Origin of the sequence: Yoonia vestfoldensis DSM 16212 (assembly GCF_000382265.1) — a bacterium.
GTDB lineage: Bacteria > Pseudomonadota > Alphaproteobacteria > Rhodobacterales > Rhodobacteraceae > Yoonia > Yoonia vestfoldensis.
In genome coordinates this window covers 56,764-76,134 of sequence record NZ_KB907973.1, presented here as the reverse complement: position 1 = coordinate 76,134, position 19,371 = coordinate 56,764, and the positions used below count along the sequence as shown (strand labels likewise).

Annotated in this window: 18 protein-coding genes; 13 read left to right on the top strand and 5 right to left on the bottom strand. The window is 60.3% G+C overall.

Annotation, left to right across the window (positions count from 1 at the left end; translation table 11 throughout):
* Positions 1-11 precede the first annotated feature (11 nt).
* Positions 12-743, top strand: a complete 732-nt coding sequence (locus tag H147_RS0100465; RefSeq protein ID WP_019953357.1) for a Crp/Fnr family transcriptional regulator — start codon at positions 12-14, stop codon at positions 741-743.
* A gap of 12 nt (positions 744-755) precedes the next feature.
* Here the strand turns inward: H147_RS0100465 and H147_RS0100460 are convergent, their stop codons facing one another.
* Positions 756-2,345: a phospholipase D family protein gene (locus H147_RS0100460; protein ID WP_026352125.1), complete on the bottom strand. Its 1,590-nt coding sequence runs from the start codon at positions 2,343-2,345 to the stop codon at positions 756-758.
* A 406-nt stretch (positions 2,346-2,751) separates the two neighbouring features.
* On the opposite strand from H147_RS0100460, the gene H147_RS0100455 reads away from it, so the two are divergent.
* From H147_RS0100455 to H147_RS0100400, 12 genes are all read left to right on the top strand, one after another.
* Positions 2,752-3,840 carry a PRC-barrel domain-containing protein gene (locus H147_RS0100455; protein ID WP_019953355.1) on the top strand — a complete coding sequence of 363 codons (1,089 nt, stop codon included), beginning with the start codon at positions 2,752-2,754 and terminating at the stop codon, positions 3,838-3,840.
* A gap of 117 nt (positions 3,841-3,957) precedes the next feature.
* Positions 3,958-4,923: a 2-hydroxyacid dehydrogenase gene (locus H147_RS0100450; protein WP_019953354.1), complete on the top strand. Its 966-nt coding sequence runs from the start codon at positions 3,958-3,960 to the stop codon at positions 4,921-4,923.
* 165 nt (positions 4,924-5,088) lie between these two features.
* Positions 5,089-6,237, top strand: a complete 1,149-nt coding sequence (locus H147_RS0100445; RefSeq protein ID WP_026352124.1) for a TRAP transporter substrate-binding protein — start codon at positions 5,089-5,091, stop codon at positions 6,235-6,237.
* A gap of 77 nt (positions 6,238-6,314) precedes the next feature.
* Positions 6,315-6,896, top strand: a complete 582-nt coding sequence (locus H147_RS0100440) for a TRAP transporter small permease subunit (RefSeq protein ID WP_019953352.1) — start codon at positions 6,315-6,317, stop codon at positions 6,894-6,896.
* 43 nt (positions 6,897-6,939) lie between these two features.
* The gene (locus H147_RS0100435) at positions 6,940-8,361 is read left to right on the top strand and encodes a TRAP transporter large permease (protein WP_019953351.1); all 1,422 of its coding nucleotides are present in this window, start codon (positions 6,940-6,942) and stop codon (positions 8,359-8,361) included.
* Positions 8,348-9,748: an amidase gene (locus H147_RS0100430; protein ID WP_019953350.1), complete on the top strand. Its 1,401-nt coding sequence runs from the start codon at positions 8,348-8,350 to the stop codon at positions 9,746-9,748. The genes H147_RS0100435 and H147_RS0100430 overlap by 14 nt, the downstream gene beginning before the upstream one ends.
* Positions 9,741-9,896, top strand: a complete 156-nt coding sequence (locus H147_RS21115; protein ID WP_019953349.1) for a hypothetical protein — start codon at positions 9,741-9,743, stop codon at positions 9,894-9,896. Before H147_RS0100430 ends, H147_RS21115 begins: the two co-directional genes overlap by 8 nt.
* 155 nt (positions 9,897-10,051) lie before the next feature.
* Positions 10,052-11,872, top strand: a complete 1,821-nt coding sequence (yidC, locus tag H147_RS0100420) for a membrane protein insertase YidC (RefSeq protein WP_019953348.1) — start codon at positions 10,052-10,054, stop codon at positions 11,870-11,872.
* Between the two features lie 15 nt (positions 11,873-11,887).
* Positions 11,888-12,535, top strand: a complete 648-nt coding sequence (gene yihA / locus H147_RS0100415; protein WP_026352123.1) for a ribosome biogenesis GTP-binding protein YihA/YsxC — start codon at positions 11,888-11,890, stop codon at positions 12,533-12,535.
* Entirely contained in the window at positions 12,532-13,407 is an 876-nt protein-coding gene (gene argB, locus H147_RS0100410; protein WP_019953346.1) for an acetylglutamate kinase, read from the top strand. Before yihA ends, argB begins: the two co-directional genes overlap by 4 nt.
* Positions 13,408-13,409: 2 nt before the next feature.
* On the top strand, positions 13,410-14,048 hold the full coding sequence (locus H147_RS0100405; RefSeq protein WP_019953345.1) for a hypothetical protein: 639 nt from the start codon (positions 13,410-13,412) through the stop codon (positions 14,046-14,048).
* 5 nt (positions 14,049-14,053) lie between these two features.
* Positions 14,054-14,560, top strand: a complete 507-nt coding sequence (locus H147_RS0100400; RefSeq protein WP_019953344.1) for a SixA phosphatase family protein — start codon at positions 14,054-14,056, stop codon at positions 14,558-14,560.
* A gap of 30 nt (positions 14,561-14,590) precedes the next feature.
* Here the strand turns inward: H147_RS0100400 and H147_RS0100395 are convergent, their stop codons facing one another.
* The 4 genes from H147_RS0100395 to H147_RS0100380 all read right to left on the bottom strand — a co-directional run bounded on the left by H147_RS0100395 (position 14,591) and on the right by H147_RS0100380 (position 19,256).
* Positions 14,591-15,385, bottom strand: coding sequence for an amino acid ABC transporter ATP-binding protein (locus H147_RS0100395; RefSeq protein ID WP_019953343.1), 795 nt, complete (start codon positions 15,383-15,385; stop codon positions 14,591-14,593).
* A gap of 14 nt (positions 15,386-15,399) precedes the next feature.
* Positions 15,400-16,893, bottom strand: a complete 1,494-nt coding sequence (locus H147_RS0100390) for an amino acid ABC transporter permease (protein WP_019953342.1) — start codon at positions 16,891-16,893, stop codon at positions 15,400-15,402.
* A 1-nt stretch (position 16,894) separates the two neighbouring features.
* Complete coding sequence (locus H147_RS0100385; protein WP_019953341.1) at positions 16,895-18,109, bottom strand: amino acid ABC transporter permease; 1,215 nt, start codon at positions 18,107-18,109, stop codon at positions 16,895-16,897.
* Positions 18,110-18,236: 127 nt separating this feature from the next.
* Positions 18,237-19,256, bottom strand: a complete 1,020-nt coding sequence (locus tag H147_RS0100380; protein WP_019953340.1) for an amino acid ABC transporter substrate-binding protein — start codon at positions 19,254-19,256, stop codon at positions 18,237-18,239.
* Between the last annotated feature and the right edge of the window lie 115 nt (positions 19,257-19,371).

Sequence of the window (19,371 nt, the reverse complement as noted above, 5' to 3'; positions counted from 1 at the left end):
GGATTATCTCCATGGTCACAACTTGCCGAAACTGCCCGCTTCGGAAACAGCCGATCTTTGATCAGTTCACTGATGCAGAGATCAATTTCATGCAGGCCTTCAAATCGGGAGAGTTGAAGATCGCCGCAGGGACGACCCTGATGATGGAAGGGTCGAACAGCCCGCAACTCTACACTGCGCTGGATGGCATGGGGTTGCGCTACAAGACGCTGATGTCGGGGGATCGGCAGGTGCTCAACTTTGTCATGCCCGGCGATTTCATTGGGCTGCAAGCAGGCGTGATGAAAGAAATGCAACATTCTGTCGAAGCGACATCCGACATGGTTTTGTGCGTCTTCGACCGCAAACGGCTTTGGGAATTGTTCCGCGACCAGCCCGGACGCGCCTTTGACCTGACATGGCTCGCGGCCGTCGAAGAACATTTTCTGGGTGAAAGGCTGGCTGTACTTGGCCACATGACCGGGATCACGCGGATCGCACGTGCGCTTGTGCGGATCTATGACCGCGCCGAGGCGGTGAAGCTTGGCAAGGATTACGTGATGCCGCTGCCCTACAAGCAGCAGGACATGGCCGATGCCTTGGGCATGTCTGTCGTCCATACCAACAAGATGCTGAAGAAACTGCGCGATCAGAAGCTCGCGACATGGCGCGGCGGCCGGCTGGAAATCCATGATTACCCGGCCTTGTGCGAGATCGCGGAACTGGACCGCGACGACACGCCGGTGCGTCGGCCACTTCTCTAGCCGCCTCGCGTCCTAGACGATCTCCGGCGGAACACCTGGCACGGGGGCGGCCATGTCACGGGCGGCGTCGGAATCGTATTCGACCAGAAACCCGCGTCGATGTTGCGGTGGTAAAGCACTGTTGGTGCTGACCAGCCTTTTCCAATGATCAAACCCTGTCGGTACATCCATGAATTCCGGCCCGGCATCACGCGGCAGCCAGACACCCATGACGCGCGCGCGGACTTGGGCCACGTGATCTTTTCGGGTCAGGTGCAGGCCCGTCTCGGTGTCCCAGCGCATGCTTCGTCCGTTCAGATTAGCCGATGACACAACCGCCACGGAATCATCAAAGATGGACACCTTGGAATGGACATAGATCAGCGGCGCATTTTCCAGCGCATCGCGATCGGGGCTGTCGCTGTTACGCGGTTGAACAGGCGAGGCGAACAAAAGCCGGTCCGGCCCGAACGCCTGGCGCAGGCAATTGATGACACGCACCTGCTGGTGTTCACCGAACCGGCTGTCCAGCCCCGGTTTGTCCGAGAAGGCGACAGATTCTGGCGCGGCGGGCAGGACCACGATCAACCGCAGGTCAGGCACCTGCTTTGCGCGTCGCGCAAGAGCCCGCGCAATAGGAAGGTGCCGCAGGAACTGCGTTTCCAGATAGATAAGTTGGTGCGACTGCCCGATGGCGCGCAGATGCACGGATTCGATCTCGTCGATGACATTCTGCGGTGACAGGCGAAACGGCGCATTCACGCGGCGGCGCGACAAGGTGCGCACAAAGCCGGCGACCGGCGGCGAAGGGCGGGTCTTGCGGGCGACCACATCAAGAAACGTATCAAGATGCGCCTTGGCCGCCGCAACGACCGGCCCGGTCGCCATCAGCTGCACGTCGTGCCATGTCTGGTCGGGCGACCGCAGGTGGTCATGCGTATCATAGCGCCGGTCGTTCAGATCAAGACCGCCGATATACACCATCTTGTCATCGAACACGGCCAGCTTTTGATGATGCGTCGCAGGGTGGATCTGGCCCAGCGTCTGCGGAAACCAGAGTTGATCATGGCGATCAACGCGGCTCAGACGTCGCAACCCCGGCGATTCCATCCTGAACCGGCTCCGCTCGGCCATGGTCATGCCGGACCAGATTTCCACCATCTCGCGCATCTTCTTGCGGGCGAGAGGATAAAGCGCCACGCGCGAACAAAGCCCGCATTGTGCATCATGCAAGGCCACGGTGAAGGACAATTGCGCGTCGGGCGCGGCGACTTCGCGCAGCGCCGCGATCTGCCGTTGGGTGCGCCAGGCGAGCCTGTGCAACTCGACCGCTGCGACAGGGTCAAAATCGGACACGATCAGACGCACGGCCACGCCACGGTTCAGTGCATGCAACAGAAGATCGAACCATGTGCTGCCGATTTCCAGTGCCTCGGCGGAACGCAACCGCGTCGTCAGGTCAAAAATGCGAAAGCACCCGGAAATGTCATGGCGCGCGTCCAGAACGGCCTTTTCGAGCGCGGGAAACGCCTCTGCCGCTGTGATCAGAACGGAAAGGTCATCAACGGCAGCGGCGTTCTTGTGAAGCGACCGGCCGATCTCGTGGTTTTGTAGCTGCGTCATCTGGTTCATCTTGTGCCAATCTTTGCAAACCACGTTTCGCCCGATCACGTCATTCGGACATTCATTGCCCGTGCCTGTTGGCGTCGCATGGGGTGGTCGGACACCATGATCGATCGACGCCATATCTTGCAGCGGCGGCATTGCGCCTGCCGACTGCAAGGAAGCAACGCAAGAGCTTTGCAAGAGTTCCGCAAGCACCCTCATCCATTGGGTATTCACTGCGACAAGCGGCGTTTGACAGTCGACCCGCAGGGCGCGGCTAACGCAAAAGCACAGGCAAGGTTCCGTCCGTTTCGGGTGGTTTATTTGAACCGTCAGCGGAAACCTTTCGGAGCGCTCGCGGTTGATCGGTCACAAGGCGACGTGACCCTGCGCCGCCGGAAAGAGATGATCAAGGAGTACCAAAATGAAACGTATTCTCGCAACAACCGCGCTTGTCGCGCTGACAGCAATGCCGTCCTTTGCGCAGACCGACACCACGACAACAACGGGCGACACAACCATGTCGCAGGCCGATCCGATGGGCGGCATGTTCGACATGAACGGCCTTCAGATCAGCGCCGATGAAATGATCGGCCGCACCATCTATGGCAGCAGCGTTGCTGGCGCCGGGACAGGTGATGCGGTCATTACCGGCGACGGCACTGCCGCCGACGGCACAATGACAGAATCCGGCGTGGCTGGAATGGACGCGCCTGCCGACGATTGGGAAAACCTCGGGTCCGTCAATGACGTGATCTTCAGTGCCGATGGCGGTATCGACGCCGTCGTTCTGGACATCGGCGGCTTTCTGGGGATCGGCGCGCGTGAAATCAGCCTGACGATGGACGAGCTGACGCTGATCAACGATACCAGCAGCGACGAAGATTTCTTTGTCGTCTACAACGGCAACCCTGCCGAACTGGAACAGCGCCCCGAAATGGACCGTGACAGCATGACCCTGCAGGGCAGCATCTTTCAGTCTGAAGGCGGCACGAACACCGTGACCGACGACGCCGAGATGCAGGACACGATGACAACCGCGACGGATTCGTCGGATGCCCCACTGGCCCCGACAACTGCGCAGGACGCATCGCCCGCGACCGGCGCCAATGATCTCGTGCAGGAAGGCGCGCAAGCACCTCTGGTTGCCGAAGAGATCACCACCACCGATCCGGCCGGCGATGCCATGGCGATGGAGGATGACACGTATCTCAGTGACGAAGACCGCGCGGCTTTGACAGCGGACGACCTGATCGGTGCCGATGTGCATGACCTGAACGGCGAGACCGTCGGCAACATCGACGATATCGTCCTCACAGCCGATGGTCAGCTGGGCGAGGTGATCGTCGATGTGGGTGGTTTCCTCGGGATCGGCGCACGGCCTGTCGCGCTTGCCTTCGACGATCTGCAGATTGCGCGCGACGAAGGCGGAATGACGTCATCGCTGCGGGTGTCAACCCAGTTGACCGAAGAAGAGCTTGAAAACATGCCGGAATGGACCGGCGACAGCTGATCCACGGTTTAGTATCATCGCAGAAGGCCGGGCATTCGCCCGGCCTTTTCTTTTGCGGGCTTTTCTTTTGCGTTTCTTTCCCACCAGAATGGCCGGGACCGAACAGAAAGACAGCCCATGACCACACCACCCACCCTGCTGATCCCCCGCAAGCTAGCGCCTGCTGTGCTGGAGCGTGCGCGCGACACTTATAATGTTGTCCTGAACGAAGACGATCACGTCTTTACGCGCGCCGAACTGATCGCGGCCTGTCAGGATGTCGATGCCGTCCTGCCCTGCCATTCCGAACATTTCAACGCCGATGTCATCGCAGCCCTGCCACAGCGGTTGAAGATCATCGCCAACCATTCCGTCGGCGTCGATCATGTCGATCTGGCGGCGGCCAAGGCGCGCGGGATCGTTGTGACCAACACGCCTGACGTTCTGTCGGACGCCACCGCCGAAATTGCCATGCTGTGTATGCTGGGCGCGGCACGGCGCGGGTCCGAAGGCGACAGGATGGTGCGCGAAGGGCGCTGGAACTTCTGGTCGCCCGCTTTCATGGTGGGGCGGCAGGTCACGGGCCGCCGGTTCGGGGTGCTGGGCATGGGCCGCGTCGGGCAGATCACCGCCGACCGCGCGCGGGGGTTCGGGATGGAAATCCATTACCACAACCGCACCCGCCTGAGCCCGGACAAGGAAAAGGGGGCGATCTTTCACGACACCGTCGACAGCCTGCTGGCGGTATCGGACGTGCTGTCGCTGCATTGTCCCGCCACGCCGGACACAACGGGGCTGATCAACGGCCGCACGATCGCATTGATGCCGCAAGGGGCGATTCTGGTGAATACCGCACGCGGCGCGCTGGTGGACGAGGACGCGCTGGTCGCCGCCCTGAAAAGCGGGCGGCTGTTCGCGGCGGGCCTTGATGTGTTCCGCACCGAACCGGGCGGCAACCCCGACCTAGCGGGTTTGGACAATGTGTTCATGCTGCCGCATATCGGATCGGCCACCTTCGAGACGCGCGACGCGATGGGGTTTCGCGCGCTTGATAACCTTGATTCCTTCTTCGGCGGGGGGACGCCGGGCGATCGGCTGGTCTGATCGGACCACGAGGAACGCCTTGTGGTTGCGGCGCGGCACAGAATCCTTGCGTGTTAGCGCAAACGCGTGACTTGACGTCGCTTGAGTGCTTGCTTTTGGAAAATTGGTGAGTAATCCTGACCACCTCGGTGTCTTTTGGCAGCGAAATATATCTGGGAGGATACAATGACACAAAAAACGGCTCCGAAGACCACGAGCGCGCTGTCGCGTCGGTCATTCTTGAGTAAAGGCGCCTTGGGAGGAACTGTCGCCGCCGGTGCCGCGCTGAGCGCACCTGCTGTTATGGCGCAATCGCCAATGGTTGTCCGTATGCAGACATCCTGGCCCGCATCCGACATCTGGATGGATATGGCACAGCAATACATCGATCGTGTGGAGGCGATGTCCGGCGGACGTCTGTCGATCGACCTGCTGCCAGCCGGTGCCGTCGTCGGCGCGTTCCAGGTTATGGATGCTGTCAACGATGGCGTCATCGACATGGCCCACACCGTACCCGTGTACTGGTACGGCAAATCCAAGGCCGCGTCGTTCTTTGGCACGGGCCCTGTTTTCGGCGGTTCCGCAAACACAATGCTGGGCTGGTTCTACCAGGGCGGCGGCGACGAGCTTTACCGTGAACTGACACAGGACATCCTTGGCCTGAACGTCGTGGGGTTCATGGGCTTCCCGATGCCCGCGCAGCCCTTCGGCTGGTTCAAGGAAGAAGTGAACACCGCTGCTGATCTGCAGGGCTTCAAATACCGGACGGTGGGTCTGGCTGCCGACCTGTTGCAGTCGATGGGCATGTCCGTGGCACAGTTGCCAGGCGGCGAAATCGTGCCTGCGATGGAACGTGGCGTGATCGATGCGTTCGAGTTCAACAACCCGTCGTCCGACTTGCGTTTCGGCGCACCAGACGTGGCCAAGAACTATTACCTGTCGTCCTACCACCAAGCGTCCGAAAGCTTTGAATTCATCATCAACCAGGATTTCTATACCGACCTGGATGACGATCTTCAGGCGATCCTGCGCTATGGTGTCGAGGCTGCGTCAACCGCGAACACCGCATTGGCGATGGATCAGTATTCCAACGACCTGCTGCGTATCCGCGACGAGCTGGGCGTGACCGTTCACCGGACTTCGACCGACATCCTGCAAGCACAGCTTGGTGCCTGGGATGGCCTGATCGCAGAGCTGGAGCAGGACGAATTCTCCAAGCGGGTGATGGACAGCCAGCGCGCATGGGTCGACAAAGTCGCCTATTACGAGCTGATGAACGCACCGGATCTGGCGCTTGCCTACGAGCATTACTTCCCGGGCAAGCTCGCGATCTGATCTCACGGATCACAATCTCGACAAGAGCCGGGGGCGCCGCGCGCCCCCGGTTTAGTACGACATGAACGGGAGCAGTCATGATCCGCTATATCGAATTCGCAGACAAGCTGTCGGGGTACTTTGGCAAAGCCTTCGCTTGGCTGATCCTGATGATGACCTTCGGCATGAGCTTTGAAGTCTTCATGCGCTATTTTCTGAACAAGCCGACGCCATGGGCGCTGGACGTGTCGTTCATCATGTATGGGACATTGTTCATGATGGGCGGGGCCTATACCCTGTCGCGCGGCGGGCATGTGCGGGGCGACTTCATCTATCGCCTGTGGAAACCGCAGACACAGGCCAAGGTTGATCTGGTCCTGTATATCATTTTCTTCTTTCCCGGCATCTTGGCGCTGGTCTTCGCAGGCTGGAAATATGCCGGTCGTTCGTGGAGCTATGCCGAGGTCAGTATCAACAGCCCGGCAGGTGTCCCGATCTATCAGTTCAAGACAGTCATCGTCGTCGCGGGGCTTTTGCTGCTGGTGCAGGGCTTGGCCCAGGTTTTCCGGTGCATCCTGTGCATCCGCGAAGGCTATTGGCGCCGTGCGGCTGAAGACGTCGTGGAAACCGAAGAGTTGTTGATCAAGGAAGCCGCCGAAAAAGCGGCGCAAGGCCAGTGACATCGCGCAACGCGCCCGGTCCCCATTTTACGGAGTATAGCAAGTGACTGATCCGCAAGTTGCCCTGATGATGCTTGGCATCTTCATTGTTCTCGTTTTTCTAGGCTTTCCGATTGCATTCACGCTGATGGCGATGGGGATCGGGTTTGGCTACTACGCCTATTACGATCCCGACCGGATGTGGCGCACGTTCAACCGCCTGACCGAGGATGCGGATGGCTGGACATCCTTCACCGCCTGGATCGAGGGGTTCTACAATAACAGGATCTTCGATCTCTTCGTGAACCAGACCTACACGGTCATGTCGAACGAGGTTCTGACCGCCGTGCCGCTGTTCCTGTTCATGGGCTATGTGGTCGAACGCGCCAATATCGTGGACCGGCTGTTCACCACGCTGAACATCGCGGCCAAGGGGATGCCCGGGTCGATGGGTGTTGCGGCGCTTGTGACCTGCGCCTTGTTCGCGACCTCGACGGGCATCGTGGGTGCGGTCGTGACGCTGATGGGCCTGCTGGCGCTGCCAGCGATGCTCAAGGCGCGCTACGACACCAGCTTTGCGTCCGGGATCATCTGCGCGGGCGGCACACTCGGCATCCTGATCCCGCCGTCGATCATGCTGATCGTCTATGCCGCCGCGTCCGGGGTGTCGATTGTCAGGCTTTATGCCGCAGCGCTCTATCCCAGCCTTGTGCTGGTCGGGCTTTATCTGACCTACATCATCGGGCGGTCGATCCTTCAGCCCAGCGTCGCACCGAAACCGACCAAGGAAGAAGTCCCCGACGTCCCGTTTCCGCAATTGGCATGGATGCTGGTCACGTCGCTGTTCCCGCTCGCCTTCCTGATCCTTGCGGTGTTGGGTTCGATCCTGTTCGGCCTTGCAACCCCGACCGAGGCGGCATCGATCGGTGCCCTTGGCGGCATGTTGCTGGCTGTGGCCTATCGGGCGATGAGCTATCAGAAACTGCGCGAAAGCGTCTATCTGACAGTGCGCACGACCGCGATGGTCTGCTGGTTGTTCGTCGGTTCCTACACGTTCTCTTCGGTGTTTTCCTATCTGGGTGGCGAACACCTGATTTCGGAATTCGTAATGGGGTTCGACCTAACGCCGTTCCAGTTCCTGATCCTTGCGCAGCTGATCATCTTCTTGCTGGGCTGGCCGCTGGAATGGTCGGAGATCATCATCATCTTCGTGCCGATCTTCCTGCCCCTGCTGCCGTTGTTCGGGGTCGATCCGCTGTTTTTCGGCATCCTTGTGGCGTTGAACCTGCAAACGTCGTTCCTGACCCCGCCGATGGCGATGTCTGCCTATTACCTGAAAGGGATCGCGCCACCCGCCGTGCAATTGTCGCATATCTTCAAGGGCGTCATGCCGTATCTGCTGATGGTCTTTGTCTGCATGTTCCTGATGTATGAATTCCCTGCGTTGGTCTTCTCTTTGCCGGATGCGATCTATGGCACACGATAAGGCCAGAACCCTGCCTTCCGGGGCGCGGCGCAACGAAGGGGTGATCGCGCTCGATCCGCTGGACATGCGGGACCGGCTCGCTTCCGGCGCCTTGCGCGCGGTTGATCTGTCCACTGCCTGCGTGGATCAGGTCAAGCGCCGCGAGGCAGACGTGCAGGCCTGGTCCTGGCTGGACGAGCAACACGTGATGGCGCAGGCGCAGCGTCTCGATACGCTGCGCAAGACGGGCCATCCGGTGGGCCCCTTGCACGGTCTGCCCGTCGCGCTGAAGGACATCATCGACACACAGGGGATCGCCACCGAGAACGGCACAATCATCGACAAAGGCCGCGTGCCCACCGAAGACGCGGTGATCGTGCGCAAGCTCAAGGCGGCGGGTGCTTATGTGATGGGCAAGACGGTCACGACGGAACTGGCCTATATCGCGCCGGGCAAGACCCGCAACCCGGTCAATCCCGCGCACACACCCGGCGGATCATCGCAAGGGTCGGCGGCAGCGGTGGGTGCGGCCATGGTGCCGCTGGCGATTGGCACGCAAACCGGCGGGTCAGTGATCCGGCCTGCGTCCTATTGTGGGGTCGTGGGGTTCAAGCCCAGCTTCGGGATGATCCCGCGCACAGGCATCCTGCCGCAATCGCCCTCACTCGACACGGTCGGCGTCTTTGCGACCAGCGTCGCGGGCGTGGCGATGCTGGCGGATGTGCTGTGCGGGGATGATCCCGCCGATCCGGCAACGCGCCTGTCGGCACCGCCGCGCATGCTCGCGACGGCGCTGTCCGATGTGCCGGTACGTCCGACGCTTGCGATCCTGACGCAAATGCCGGGCGATACGGCCTCGTCAGATGACATGGCATTCGCCATGCAGGAATTGGCGGGCCTGCTGGGCGAGGACGCTTTTGCGCTGATCCTGCCGCAGCTTTTCGACGAAGCCGCCGAGATCCGCGAGCGGATCAACTTTGCCGAGATGGCGAAATGCTATTACACCTATGAAAGACGCGGGCGCGATCGCCTTTCGGACCTCACGTTGGCCGCGATCGACGCAGGCAAGTCCGTTCTGGCAAGGGATTATCTTGCCGCGCTCGACTGGCCGAAACTGCTGAACGCCGCGCTGGACGAGATTTTTGATCGCTGCGATGCGATCATTTGTCCGGCGACGCCCACGTCCGCGCCCGAAGGGCTGTCATCTACCGGCAGTGCCGTGTACAATGGTTTGTGGACGTTGTGTGGCGTGCCGGTGGTGACGCTGCCAGTGTTCGAGGATACGGCAGGGATGCCGATGGGCCTGCAACTGGTGGGCCGACGGGGCAATGATGCCCGGCTGCTGCGGACGGCGCGGTGGTTGATGACCGAACTCAGAAACACGAGCGGAGTAGTGACCGATGATTGACCGCGTTCTTGCGATTTTCGCCTTTGTCGTGCTTTGCGCCTTTGTCGCCGTGCTTGTCTTCAAACTGCAACGGGTTGATATCAGCGTGATCGCAGCCATCACCCTTGGCCTTGCGGGCTGGGACGTGCTGGGCCGCAAGAAAAGCTGAAGCAGCGGCACGACAGATGCGTCTGGCTGCCGCTTTTGCAATCTTCCGTGTTCTTGCCCCTCAAAGGGCCGCCTTTTCCTGAAAACCGCTTGACCTTTGTCCGCCCGACAGGTTGAACGGCCCTGATAATTGATGTGGGAAACAGGTGTTTTCAGATGAACGACCAGAACCGGAACCTCATCCTTGCAACGCTTCTCAGCTTTGCCGTGATCATGACATGGACACTGCTGTTTCCGCCCGAGGAAATCCTCGTCGATACTCCCGCAGAGGTCGCGACCCAATCCGTTGATCCGACCGTCCCGCTGGCCGATCCCGGCACACCTGTCGCGACGGCGCCTGCCGATGTTGCAGATGAAACCAGTCCGGATGTACCGCGTGTCCGGATCGAGACACCCGAACTGACAGGGTCGATTTCGATGCTGGGCGGGCGGATCGACGATCTTGCCCTGACGGATTACCGCGAAACGCTAGATGAGGGCGCACCCATCGTGCGCCTGCTGCGCCCCGTGGGCGAAGAAGACACTTACTTTGCGACCTTCGGCTGGACCGCGACAGAAGGCATCGATCCCGCAGCCGTGCCCGGCCCCGATACGATCTGGTCCGTCGAAAGCGGCGAAACGCTGACACCCTCCACACCCGTGACGCTGGTCTGGGACAACGGCGCAGGCCAGATTTTCCGTACCGAGATTTCGGTGGACGAGCGTTTCATGTTCAATTTCGCGCAAAGCGTCGAAAACGTGGGCGAGGCGCCCATCACCGCGCGGCCCTATGGCATCCTGCGGCGGCACGGGGAACCGTCCGACGCAAAACGGTTCTTCATCCTGCACGAAGGTCTGGTCCGGATGTCCGACGGCGAGCTGGAAGAAACCACCTATCGCAATATCCTCGACTACACTTTTGACGAACGCGAACGTACGCTGGCCGAACGGATCGAGGTGCAGCAATCCGGCTGGGTCGGCTATACCGACCATTACTGGATGACGACGCTGATCCCGGAAGCCGGACAGCCGTTCCGGTCCACGTCGAAATACTTCGAAACGCGCGATCTGTATCAGGTCGAGGCTGTCATGCCCCCCAGCGTCGTTGCTGCCGGTGAAACCGTCACGGTGACAACCCGCATGTTCGCGGGCGCCAAGGAATGGGAAGCGATCCGCGACTATGAACTTAACGGCGGGGTAGAGCGTTTTGTGGACAGCATTGACTGGGGCTGGTTCTTTTTCCTGACCAAGCCAATCTTCTGGGTGCTGCACACGCTGAACATCTACATCGGCAACATGGGCTGGTCGATCCTTGCACTGACCCTGTTCCTCAAGGCACTTGTGCTGCCGCTTGCCTATAAATCCTATGTCTCGATGGCGCGGATGAAAGAACTCCAGCCCGAGATGGAAAAGCTGAAGGAGCGTGCCGGCGACGACCGGCAGTCCATGCAGCAAGGCATGATGAAGCTGTACAAGGAAAACAAGGTCAACCCGGCCGCGGGCTGTCTGCCGATCCTGTTGCAGATCCCGATCTTCTTTTCGCTCTACAAGGTGATCTTTGTGACGATCGAATTGCGGCACGCGCCGTGGATCGGCTGGATCGATGACCTCAGCGCGCCTGACCCGTCGTCGATCATCAACCTCTTCGGCCTGTTGCCATGGGCGGCGCCCGATCCGAACTCGATCCTGTCACTGATCTTTATCGGCGTACTGCCGATCCTTCTTGGCGTGTCGATGTGGATGCAGCAAAAGCTGAACCCCGCCCCGACCGATGCGACACAGCAGATGATCTTTGCCTGGATGCCATGGGTCTTTATGTTCATGCTGGGCGGCTTCGCCTCTGGTCTGGTGCTGTACTGGATCGCGAACAACATCATCACCTTCGTGCAGCAATATGCGATCATGCGCAGCCATGGGGCCAAACCGGATGTGTTCGGCAACATCAAGTCCAGTATCAAGCGCAAGAAGACAGATCCGGCCAGCAAGCCAGACAAATAGAACGGCAACAGCGAAATGGAACTCCGATTCCCCCAAGCGCCCGACCCCGATGACGCCTCGAAAGAGGCCGGGCGCATGCTGTTCGCGGGCGAAACCACCTTTGTCAAAGGTGTCGTCGCCATGGACGGCCTGCCTCCCGCCGACCGGATCGAGGTCTGCTTTGCTGGCAGGTCCAACGTGGGCAAATCCTCGCTGATCAACGCTTTGACAGGGCGCAAGGGGCTGGCGCGCGCGTCCAACACGCCGGGCCGCACGCAGGAGATCAACTTTTTCACCGCAGGCGACATCTATGTCGTCGACCTGCCGGGCTATGGTTTCGCCAATGCGCCTGTCGCCGTGGTGGAAAAGTGGCAGCGCCTGCTGAAACAATACCTGCAAGGCCGCCAGACACTGCGCCGTGTCTTTGTCCTGATCGACGCGCGACATGGCGCGAAAGCGGTGGACGAAGAAATCATGTCGCTGCTCGACGCCTCGGCCGTGACCTTTCAGGTCGTGATGACCAAGGTCGACAAGCTGCGCGGCGACGCGCTGGCGGAATCGCTGGCCAAGACGCGCGCCGCACTGGTGAAACACCCTGCGGCCTACCCCGAACTGATCCTGACCTCCGCCGAAAAGGGCGACGGGATTCCCACATTGCGCGCCATCATCGCAGGGATATCATGAAGAAAAGGACCGCCGACATGAACCGTGACTGGATCGCGACCGCCCGCACCCTGTCTGAGGCGCTGCCCTATCTACAGCGCTATTCCGGTGCTGTCGTCGTCGTGAAGTTCGGCGGAAACGCGATGGGCGACGCCGATGCGATGGCCGAATTCGCCCGCGATATCGTGCTGATGAAACAGGTCGGCATGAACCCCGTCGTCGTGCATGGCGGTGGTCCGATGATCAACCAGATGCTCGACAAGCTGGGCATCAAGACCGAATTCGTACGCGGCCAGCGCGTGACCGATCAGGACACGGTGGAAGTCGTGGAAATGGTGCTGACCGGACTGGTCAACAAACGCATCGTGCAGGCGATCATGGACGAAGGCGGGCGCGCTGTCGGCCTGTCCGGCAAGGACGATGACCTGATGGTCGCCGAGGCGCTGAACCCCGAACTGGGCTTTGTCGGCCGTCCTGTGGAAATGAACGTGCAGGTGCTGCGCGATCTGAACGCCGCAGGGATCATCCCTGTCGTGGCCCCTGTGGCGACTGGCATGGACATGCTGGAAACCTTCAACGTGAATGGCGATACGGCTGCTGGTGCCATCGCAGGCGCGCTCAAGGCGGACCGCCTTCTCCTGCTGACCGATGTGCCCGGCATCAAGGATGCCAGCGGCGAGGTTGTGACCCAGCTGACCCCCGATCAGGTCCGCGCGATGATCGCCGATGGCACGATCAGCGGCGGCATGATCCCCAAGGCCGAAACCGCGCTGATGGCGGTGGAACAAGGGGTGCGCGCGGTCGTCATCCTTGACGGGCGGCTGCCCAATGCCAGCCTGCTGGAACTGTTCACCGAACATGGTGCAGGCTCGATCATCCGCGAGCCGCGCTGACGATGACCGCCAGCGCCCTTGACGCGGCACTGGCTCTGCAAGGGCTGTATGTGTCAGGGGCTTTTCACATTCAACCGGATGACGGGCTGCCGCGCAAGGACGGGTCACTGGTCCTGATTAGTCCGGCCGAACCCGCGTTCTGGCCGATCTTCATTCAAAGCCCCGAATACCGTGACGGCGCATCCGACCCGATGGACCGCTGGTCGCGCCGGATTGGTGACGCGCTGGCGCAGGATTTCGGCGCACTGGCGCTTTACCCCTTTGGCGGTGCGCCGTTCCTGCCATTCTATACTTGGGCGCTGCGTTCTGGCCGGGCCTGGGCGTCACCCATCGGGTTTCTGGTGCATGACACGGGCGGGCTGTTCATCTCTTACCGGATGGCATTGCTGGTGCCCTGGGTTGCCGCCACAGGCGCGGGGCCACGCCCCTGCGACAGCTGCACAGGCCAGCCCTGCACCACCGCATGCCCTGTCAGCGCCTTTGCCGATGGCTACGATGTCGCGGCCTGCAAGGACCACTTGCGCAGCGCAGCGGGACAGGAATGCATGGGCCAAGGCTGTGCTGCACGCCGCGCCTGCCCCGTGGGCAAAGGCAACCGCCTGCCCGCCCATGCCGCCTTTCACATGGGGTCTTTCCTGTGAGCCTGATGCTGATCCTGATCCGCCATGCGAAATCCAGCTGGGACGATCCTTTTGCCGACGATCACGCACGCGTACTGAACGACCGGGGCCGCGCGGCGGCACCTGCTATCGGCGCTTGGCTGGCGTCGGAAGGGCACGTGCCCGATGTCGTGCTGTGTTCCGATGCCGCGCGCACGCAGGAAACAGCCGCGCTGATCCTGCCACATCTGGCCCCTGCGCCCGTGCTGCAACTTGTGCCGGGGCTCTATCACGCCAGCCCCGACACGATGCTGGATGTGCTGCGCAGACAGACAGCCCACTGCATCGCGATGATCGGGCATAATCCGGGCATCGCCATGTTCGCCGACGGGATGATCGGACGGCGCCCCGCGCATCCGCGTTTTGGCGATTATCCGACCGGCGCTACCTGCGTGATCGCCTTCGACATCGCGGACTGGGGCAATGCAGCCCGCCACAGCGGGACCTGCAAAGCCTTCAGAACCCCCGGCGACCTGCCCGTCTTCAGAGCCTAAATATCCCCGCCGGAGGCCAAAAGTTTTTCTTCAATGCCCGAGGATCTGGCTCAGGAACAGCTTCGTCCGTTCGGACTTTGGATTGTTGAAGAACTCTTCGGGTTCGTTCTGTTCGACGATCTGACCCTGATCCATGAAGATCACGCGGTTCGCCACCTGACGGGCAAAGCCCATCTCGTGCGTGACGCACAACATCGTCATGCCGTCCTCGGCCAGACTGACCATCGTATCAAGCACTTCCTTGATCATTTCAGGGTCTAGCGCCGATGTCGGTTCGTCGAACAGCATGATCCGCGGGCGCATACACAGCGACCGTGCAATTGCAACTCGCTGCTGCTGACCGCCGGACAACTGGCCGGGATATTTGAGCGCCTGTTCGGGGATCTTGACCTTGGTCAGGAAATGCATCGCGATCTCTTCGGCTTCACGCTTGGGGATCTTGCGCACCCAGATTGGGGCCAAAGTGCAGTTTTCCAGAATGGTCAGATGCGGGAACAGGTTGAAATGCTGAAACACCATCCCGACCTCGGACCGGATGCGGTCGACGTTCTTCAGATCGGACGACAGCACCGTGCCATCCACGGTGATCTTGCCTTTCTGATGTTCTTCCAGCGCGTTGATACACCGGATCAGCGTCGACTTGCCTGACCCCGACGGTCCGGCGATGACAATCCGTTCGCCACGCTGCACCGTCAGGTCGATGTCGCGCAGCACGTGGAACGTCCCGTACCACTTGTTCATGTTGTGGATTTCGATTGCCACCTCGTCAGAGACATTCGCGGCGATCCGGGTTGTCCCGGCGATATCCGTGTCAGCTTGGGCCATGATGCTCTCTCTCCTCAGCGGTGGTCGGTCCGGAGACGACGCTCCAGATACATTGAATAACGGGACATGAAGAAGCAGAACATGAAGAACAGTGCCCCCACAAAGATATAGAGTTCCCAGTAGATGCCATTCCATTCACTGGTCGCGCGGATCGCGTTGGTCAGGCCAAGCGGGTCACGCAGACCGATGAACACGACCAGCGTGGTATCCTTGAACAAACCGATGAAGGTGTTCACAATACCGGGGATCGAGATCTTCAGAGCCTGCGGCAGAATGATCAGGCGCATGGATTTCCAGTAATCCAGCCCCAAAGAATCCGCCGCCTCGTATTGCCCCTTGGGCAAGGCCGCCAGACCGCCGCGCACCACCTCGGCCAGATAGGCAGAGGCGAACAAGGTCACCATGATGATCACCCGCAACAGCAGATCGAATTCGGTACCAGGCGGCAGGAAATAGTTCAGCAAGGTCGAGGCTGTGAAGAGCCACACGATCAACGGCACGCCGCGGATGACCTCGATGAAGGACACGCAGACCCATTTGATCAACGGCATCGACGATTGGCGCCCCAGCGCCAGCGCGATACCCAGCGGCAGCGACAGCACGATCCCCGATGTCCCGATGATGATCGCCAGCATGAAACCACCAAAATTCTGCGATGCGATGAAAGGCAGACCCAAGGGGATCGCGTCGGTCAATTCGCCGTTCAGCTGCGGAAGCAACGGGAACAGCCCGTCGATGCCGACCACGCCGAGCGGGTTCATGAAGATCGCCAGAAAGACAATCAGTGACACGAAAAAGCCGCCAAGGCTGCCGACAAAGGCAGCAGCATAACGCCCCGCCATGATCGTCGCCAGAAGGCCCAGCGCCACCAGCGTCGGCAGCCACACCGACCCGCCCCAAAGCAGGAAGAACGCGACGAACGGATAGATCAGCGAAAAGATCAGCAGACTGCGCGGCAGATTTGAATACAAGACAGGTGCGATCGCAGGGACAAGCAATGCCAAGGCCAGCAGCGGCCGCCAGTAGCCAAAGAAAAAGATCGCGGCATTGCTGATCTCGTCTTTCATCGCCGAAATGAATGCGACCTGCTGTGTGGCGTTGAAGCCGCCGCCAAATACCATTTCCGCGCCACCGGCCGCAGCCAGTTCGTCCGCATAGAACAGGCGCGCGAGCAGCGGGTCGTCGGTCGGATAGAAACCGAACAGCATCTGCAACCAGCGTTCGTTCACCACGGCCCAGCAGGCCGCGCTGTCCAGTCCGCGTGCATTGCGGATTTCGCGACATTCGGTCAACGATCCCGCGTCCCAGATGCCGTTGAAGACCCAAGGCAAGGTGCCCGACAGGACCGACCACACGACATAGATCGCAAGGATCGTCATTGCCGAATTGAACCATCCGGCGAACAGGTTTTCGCGCAGCCACTTGATCGGGCCGGCTTGGCCCGGTGGTGGTGGCGCTTCAGGCAACATGTCGCTGCGGACGTAGGCGACTTTTGGTGTTCCGCTCATCTCAGCGCTCCTTCAGCTTGACGCCGGAATTATAGAAATTCATGGCCGATGAAATGATCAGGCTGGTGATCAGATAGAATATCCCCAAAAGCAGGATGCCTTCCAATTCCCGCCCGGTCTGGTTGACGGTGATGCCGCCCAATGTGGACCGCGCATCCATATACCCCACGGCCAGTGCCAGCGACGAGTTCTTGGTCAGGTTCAGGAATTGCGAAATCAGCGGCGGGATGATGACGCGCAGCGCCTGCGGCAGAATGATCAGTTGCATCGTACGGTTCGGCTGCATGCCCAGCGCAAAGGCCGCCTCGGTCTGGCCTTTGGACACGGCAAGAATACCCGACCTGACGATTTCCGCGATGAAAGCTGACGTATACAGCGACAACGCTAGCCAAAGCGCGATGAACGAATTGCGCACCTGCAAGCCGCCCTGAAAATTGAACCCGCCCAGCACAGGATAATCCAGCGAGATCGGACGGCCCAGCGCAAAGAACGCCAGCGTGACAGGCAGGATGAACAGCGCAAGCGACAACGGCAGCACGGGCAATTGCTGGCCTGTGTCTTCCTGCCGTTTGCGCGCAACATAGCGCAGCACAAAAATGCCAATGATCGACAGGATGAATATCGCAACGACGATGCCGGACCCTTCGCCCCAGATCGGCAGCGGCATGAAAACACCGCGATTAGAAATCGCGACGCTGTCCCACAGGATCATCGACGCGGTGCCGCCTTCCTGAAAGTCGCGCGGCTGCGGCGTTGCCTCGGTCATCACGGCGAACACGATCAGAATCCAGATCAGCAGTGGCGTGTTACGCATGCATTCGACGTAAACCGTCATCACCCGCGCGACGAGCCAGTTGGACGACAGGCGCAGAACCCCCGCAAAAACGCCAATGATCGTGGCCAGAATGCAGCCCAGTACCGCGACAAGCAGGGTATTCAGAATGCCGACCAAGGCGGCGCGGGCATGGGTGTCTTGGGATGTGAAGGGGATCAGTTGCTGATTGATATCATAGCCAGCGGTGGACCCCAGAAAGCTGAAACTGATGTCCTTGCCCAATGCGGCCAGGTTGGTGACAGTATTGTCGACCAGTTGCGCCAGAAATAACATGATCAGCATGGCGGCGACCACCTGAATGGTCATCGACCTGTACCGCGCATCATAAAGCAGCATGCTTATGCGGAATGTCTCGCGCGGTTGATCAGAAATGTCCGCCATGCGCAGCCCTCGATCTGGATACAACAACAGGGGGGCAAGAAATATCTTGTCCACCAAAAGTCAGAATGTCGGTTTATTGAATGATGTAAGGGGCCCGATCAAAGCCGGACCCCAAAACGATCAGCGATTAACGGAACGGGCCACCGTACATCAGGCCGCCTTCGGTCCACTGTGCGTTCAGACCACGTGCCAGACCCACAGCGGTGGATTCACCGATGTTTGCCTCAAAGATCTCGCCGTAGTTGCCGCCGACGGAAATCGCTTGCACGGCCCAGTCTGCCGACAGACCAATCATTGCGCCGAGTTCACCTTCGGTGCCCAGCAAGCGGTTAACTTCCGGGTTGTCGGTAGGTGCTGCGGCCAGTTCGGCAACGTTCGCCTGTGTCACGCCATACTCTTCAGCAGCGATCAGCGCATGCGTCGTCCAACGGACAATATCGCCCCAGTCATTGTCACCGTGGCGCACTGCGGGGCCCAGTGGTTCTTTGGAAACGACTTCCGGCAGAATGACGTGATCGCCAGGGGCCTCGAAGGTTGCACGAGTCGCGGCCAGACCGGAGATGTCTGTCGTGTAGACGTCACAGGCACCGGCAAGATACTGCTGCTGGCCTTCGGCGTTGGTTGCAACGGGCACTGGTTCGTAGTTCAGGCCGTTGGCGCGGAAGTAGTCGGCGAGGTTCAGTTCGGTCGTGGTGCCTGTCTGGATGCAGACGGTCGCGCCGTCGAGTTCGGTTGCCGAAGACACACCCAGCGCGCGCGGGACCATGAAGCCCTGACCGTCGTAGTAGTTGATGGCCGGGAAATCCAGCGCAAGGTCGGTGTCGCGTGTGAAGGTCCAGGTCGAGTTGCGGACGAGAACGTCGACTTCGCCAGCGGCCAGCGCGGTAAAGCGGGTCTGGCTGGTCAGCGGCACGAATTCGACGGCCTGACCATCACCCAGCACGGCGGCAGCGATCGCACGGCACAGGGCCACGTCGAAACCTTCCCAGTTGCCGTTCGCATCGGGAGCAGCGAAGCCAGCCAGACCTTCGTTCGAGCCGCACCGCAGGGTCCCACGCTCTTGAACGTCGTTAAGCGTTTGTGCGGATGCGATACCGGCGGTCAAGCCAGCGACGGCCAGCGCGCCGATAAATACGGTTTTTGTCATTTTTACCTCTTCCTGAGTTTCCACCGTTAAGTACGGCAGCCAATTTTTATACCACCTCTTTCAAGGTAGCGACTTTTACAAAGGCGACGCCCTTGTGCGAGTTTGCGTAGATTGT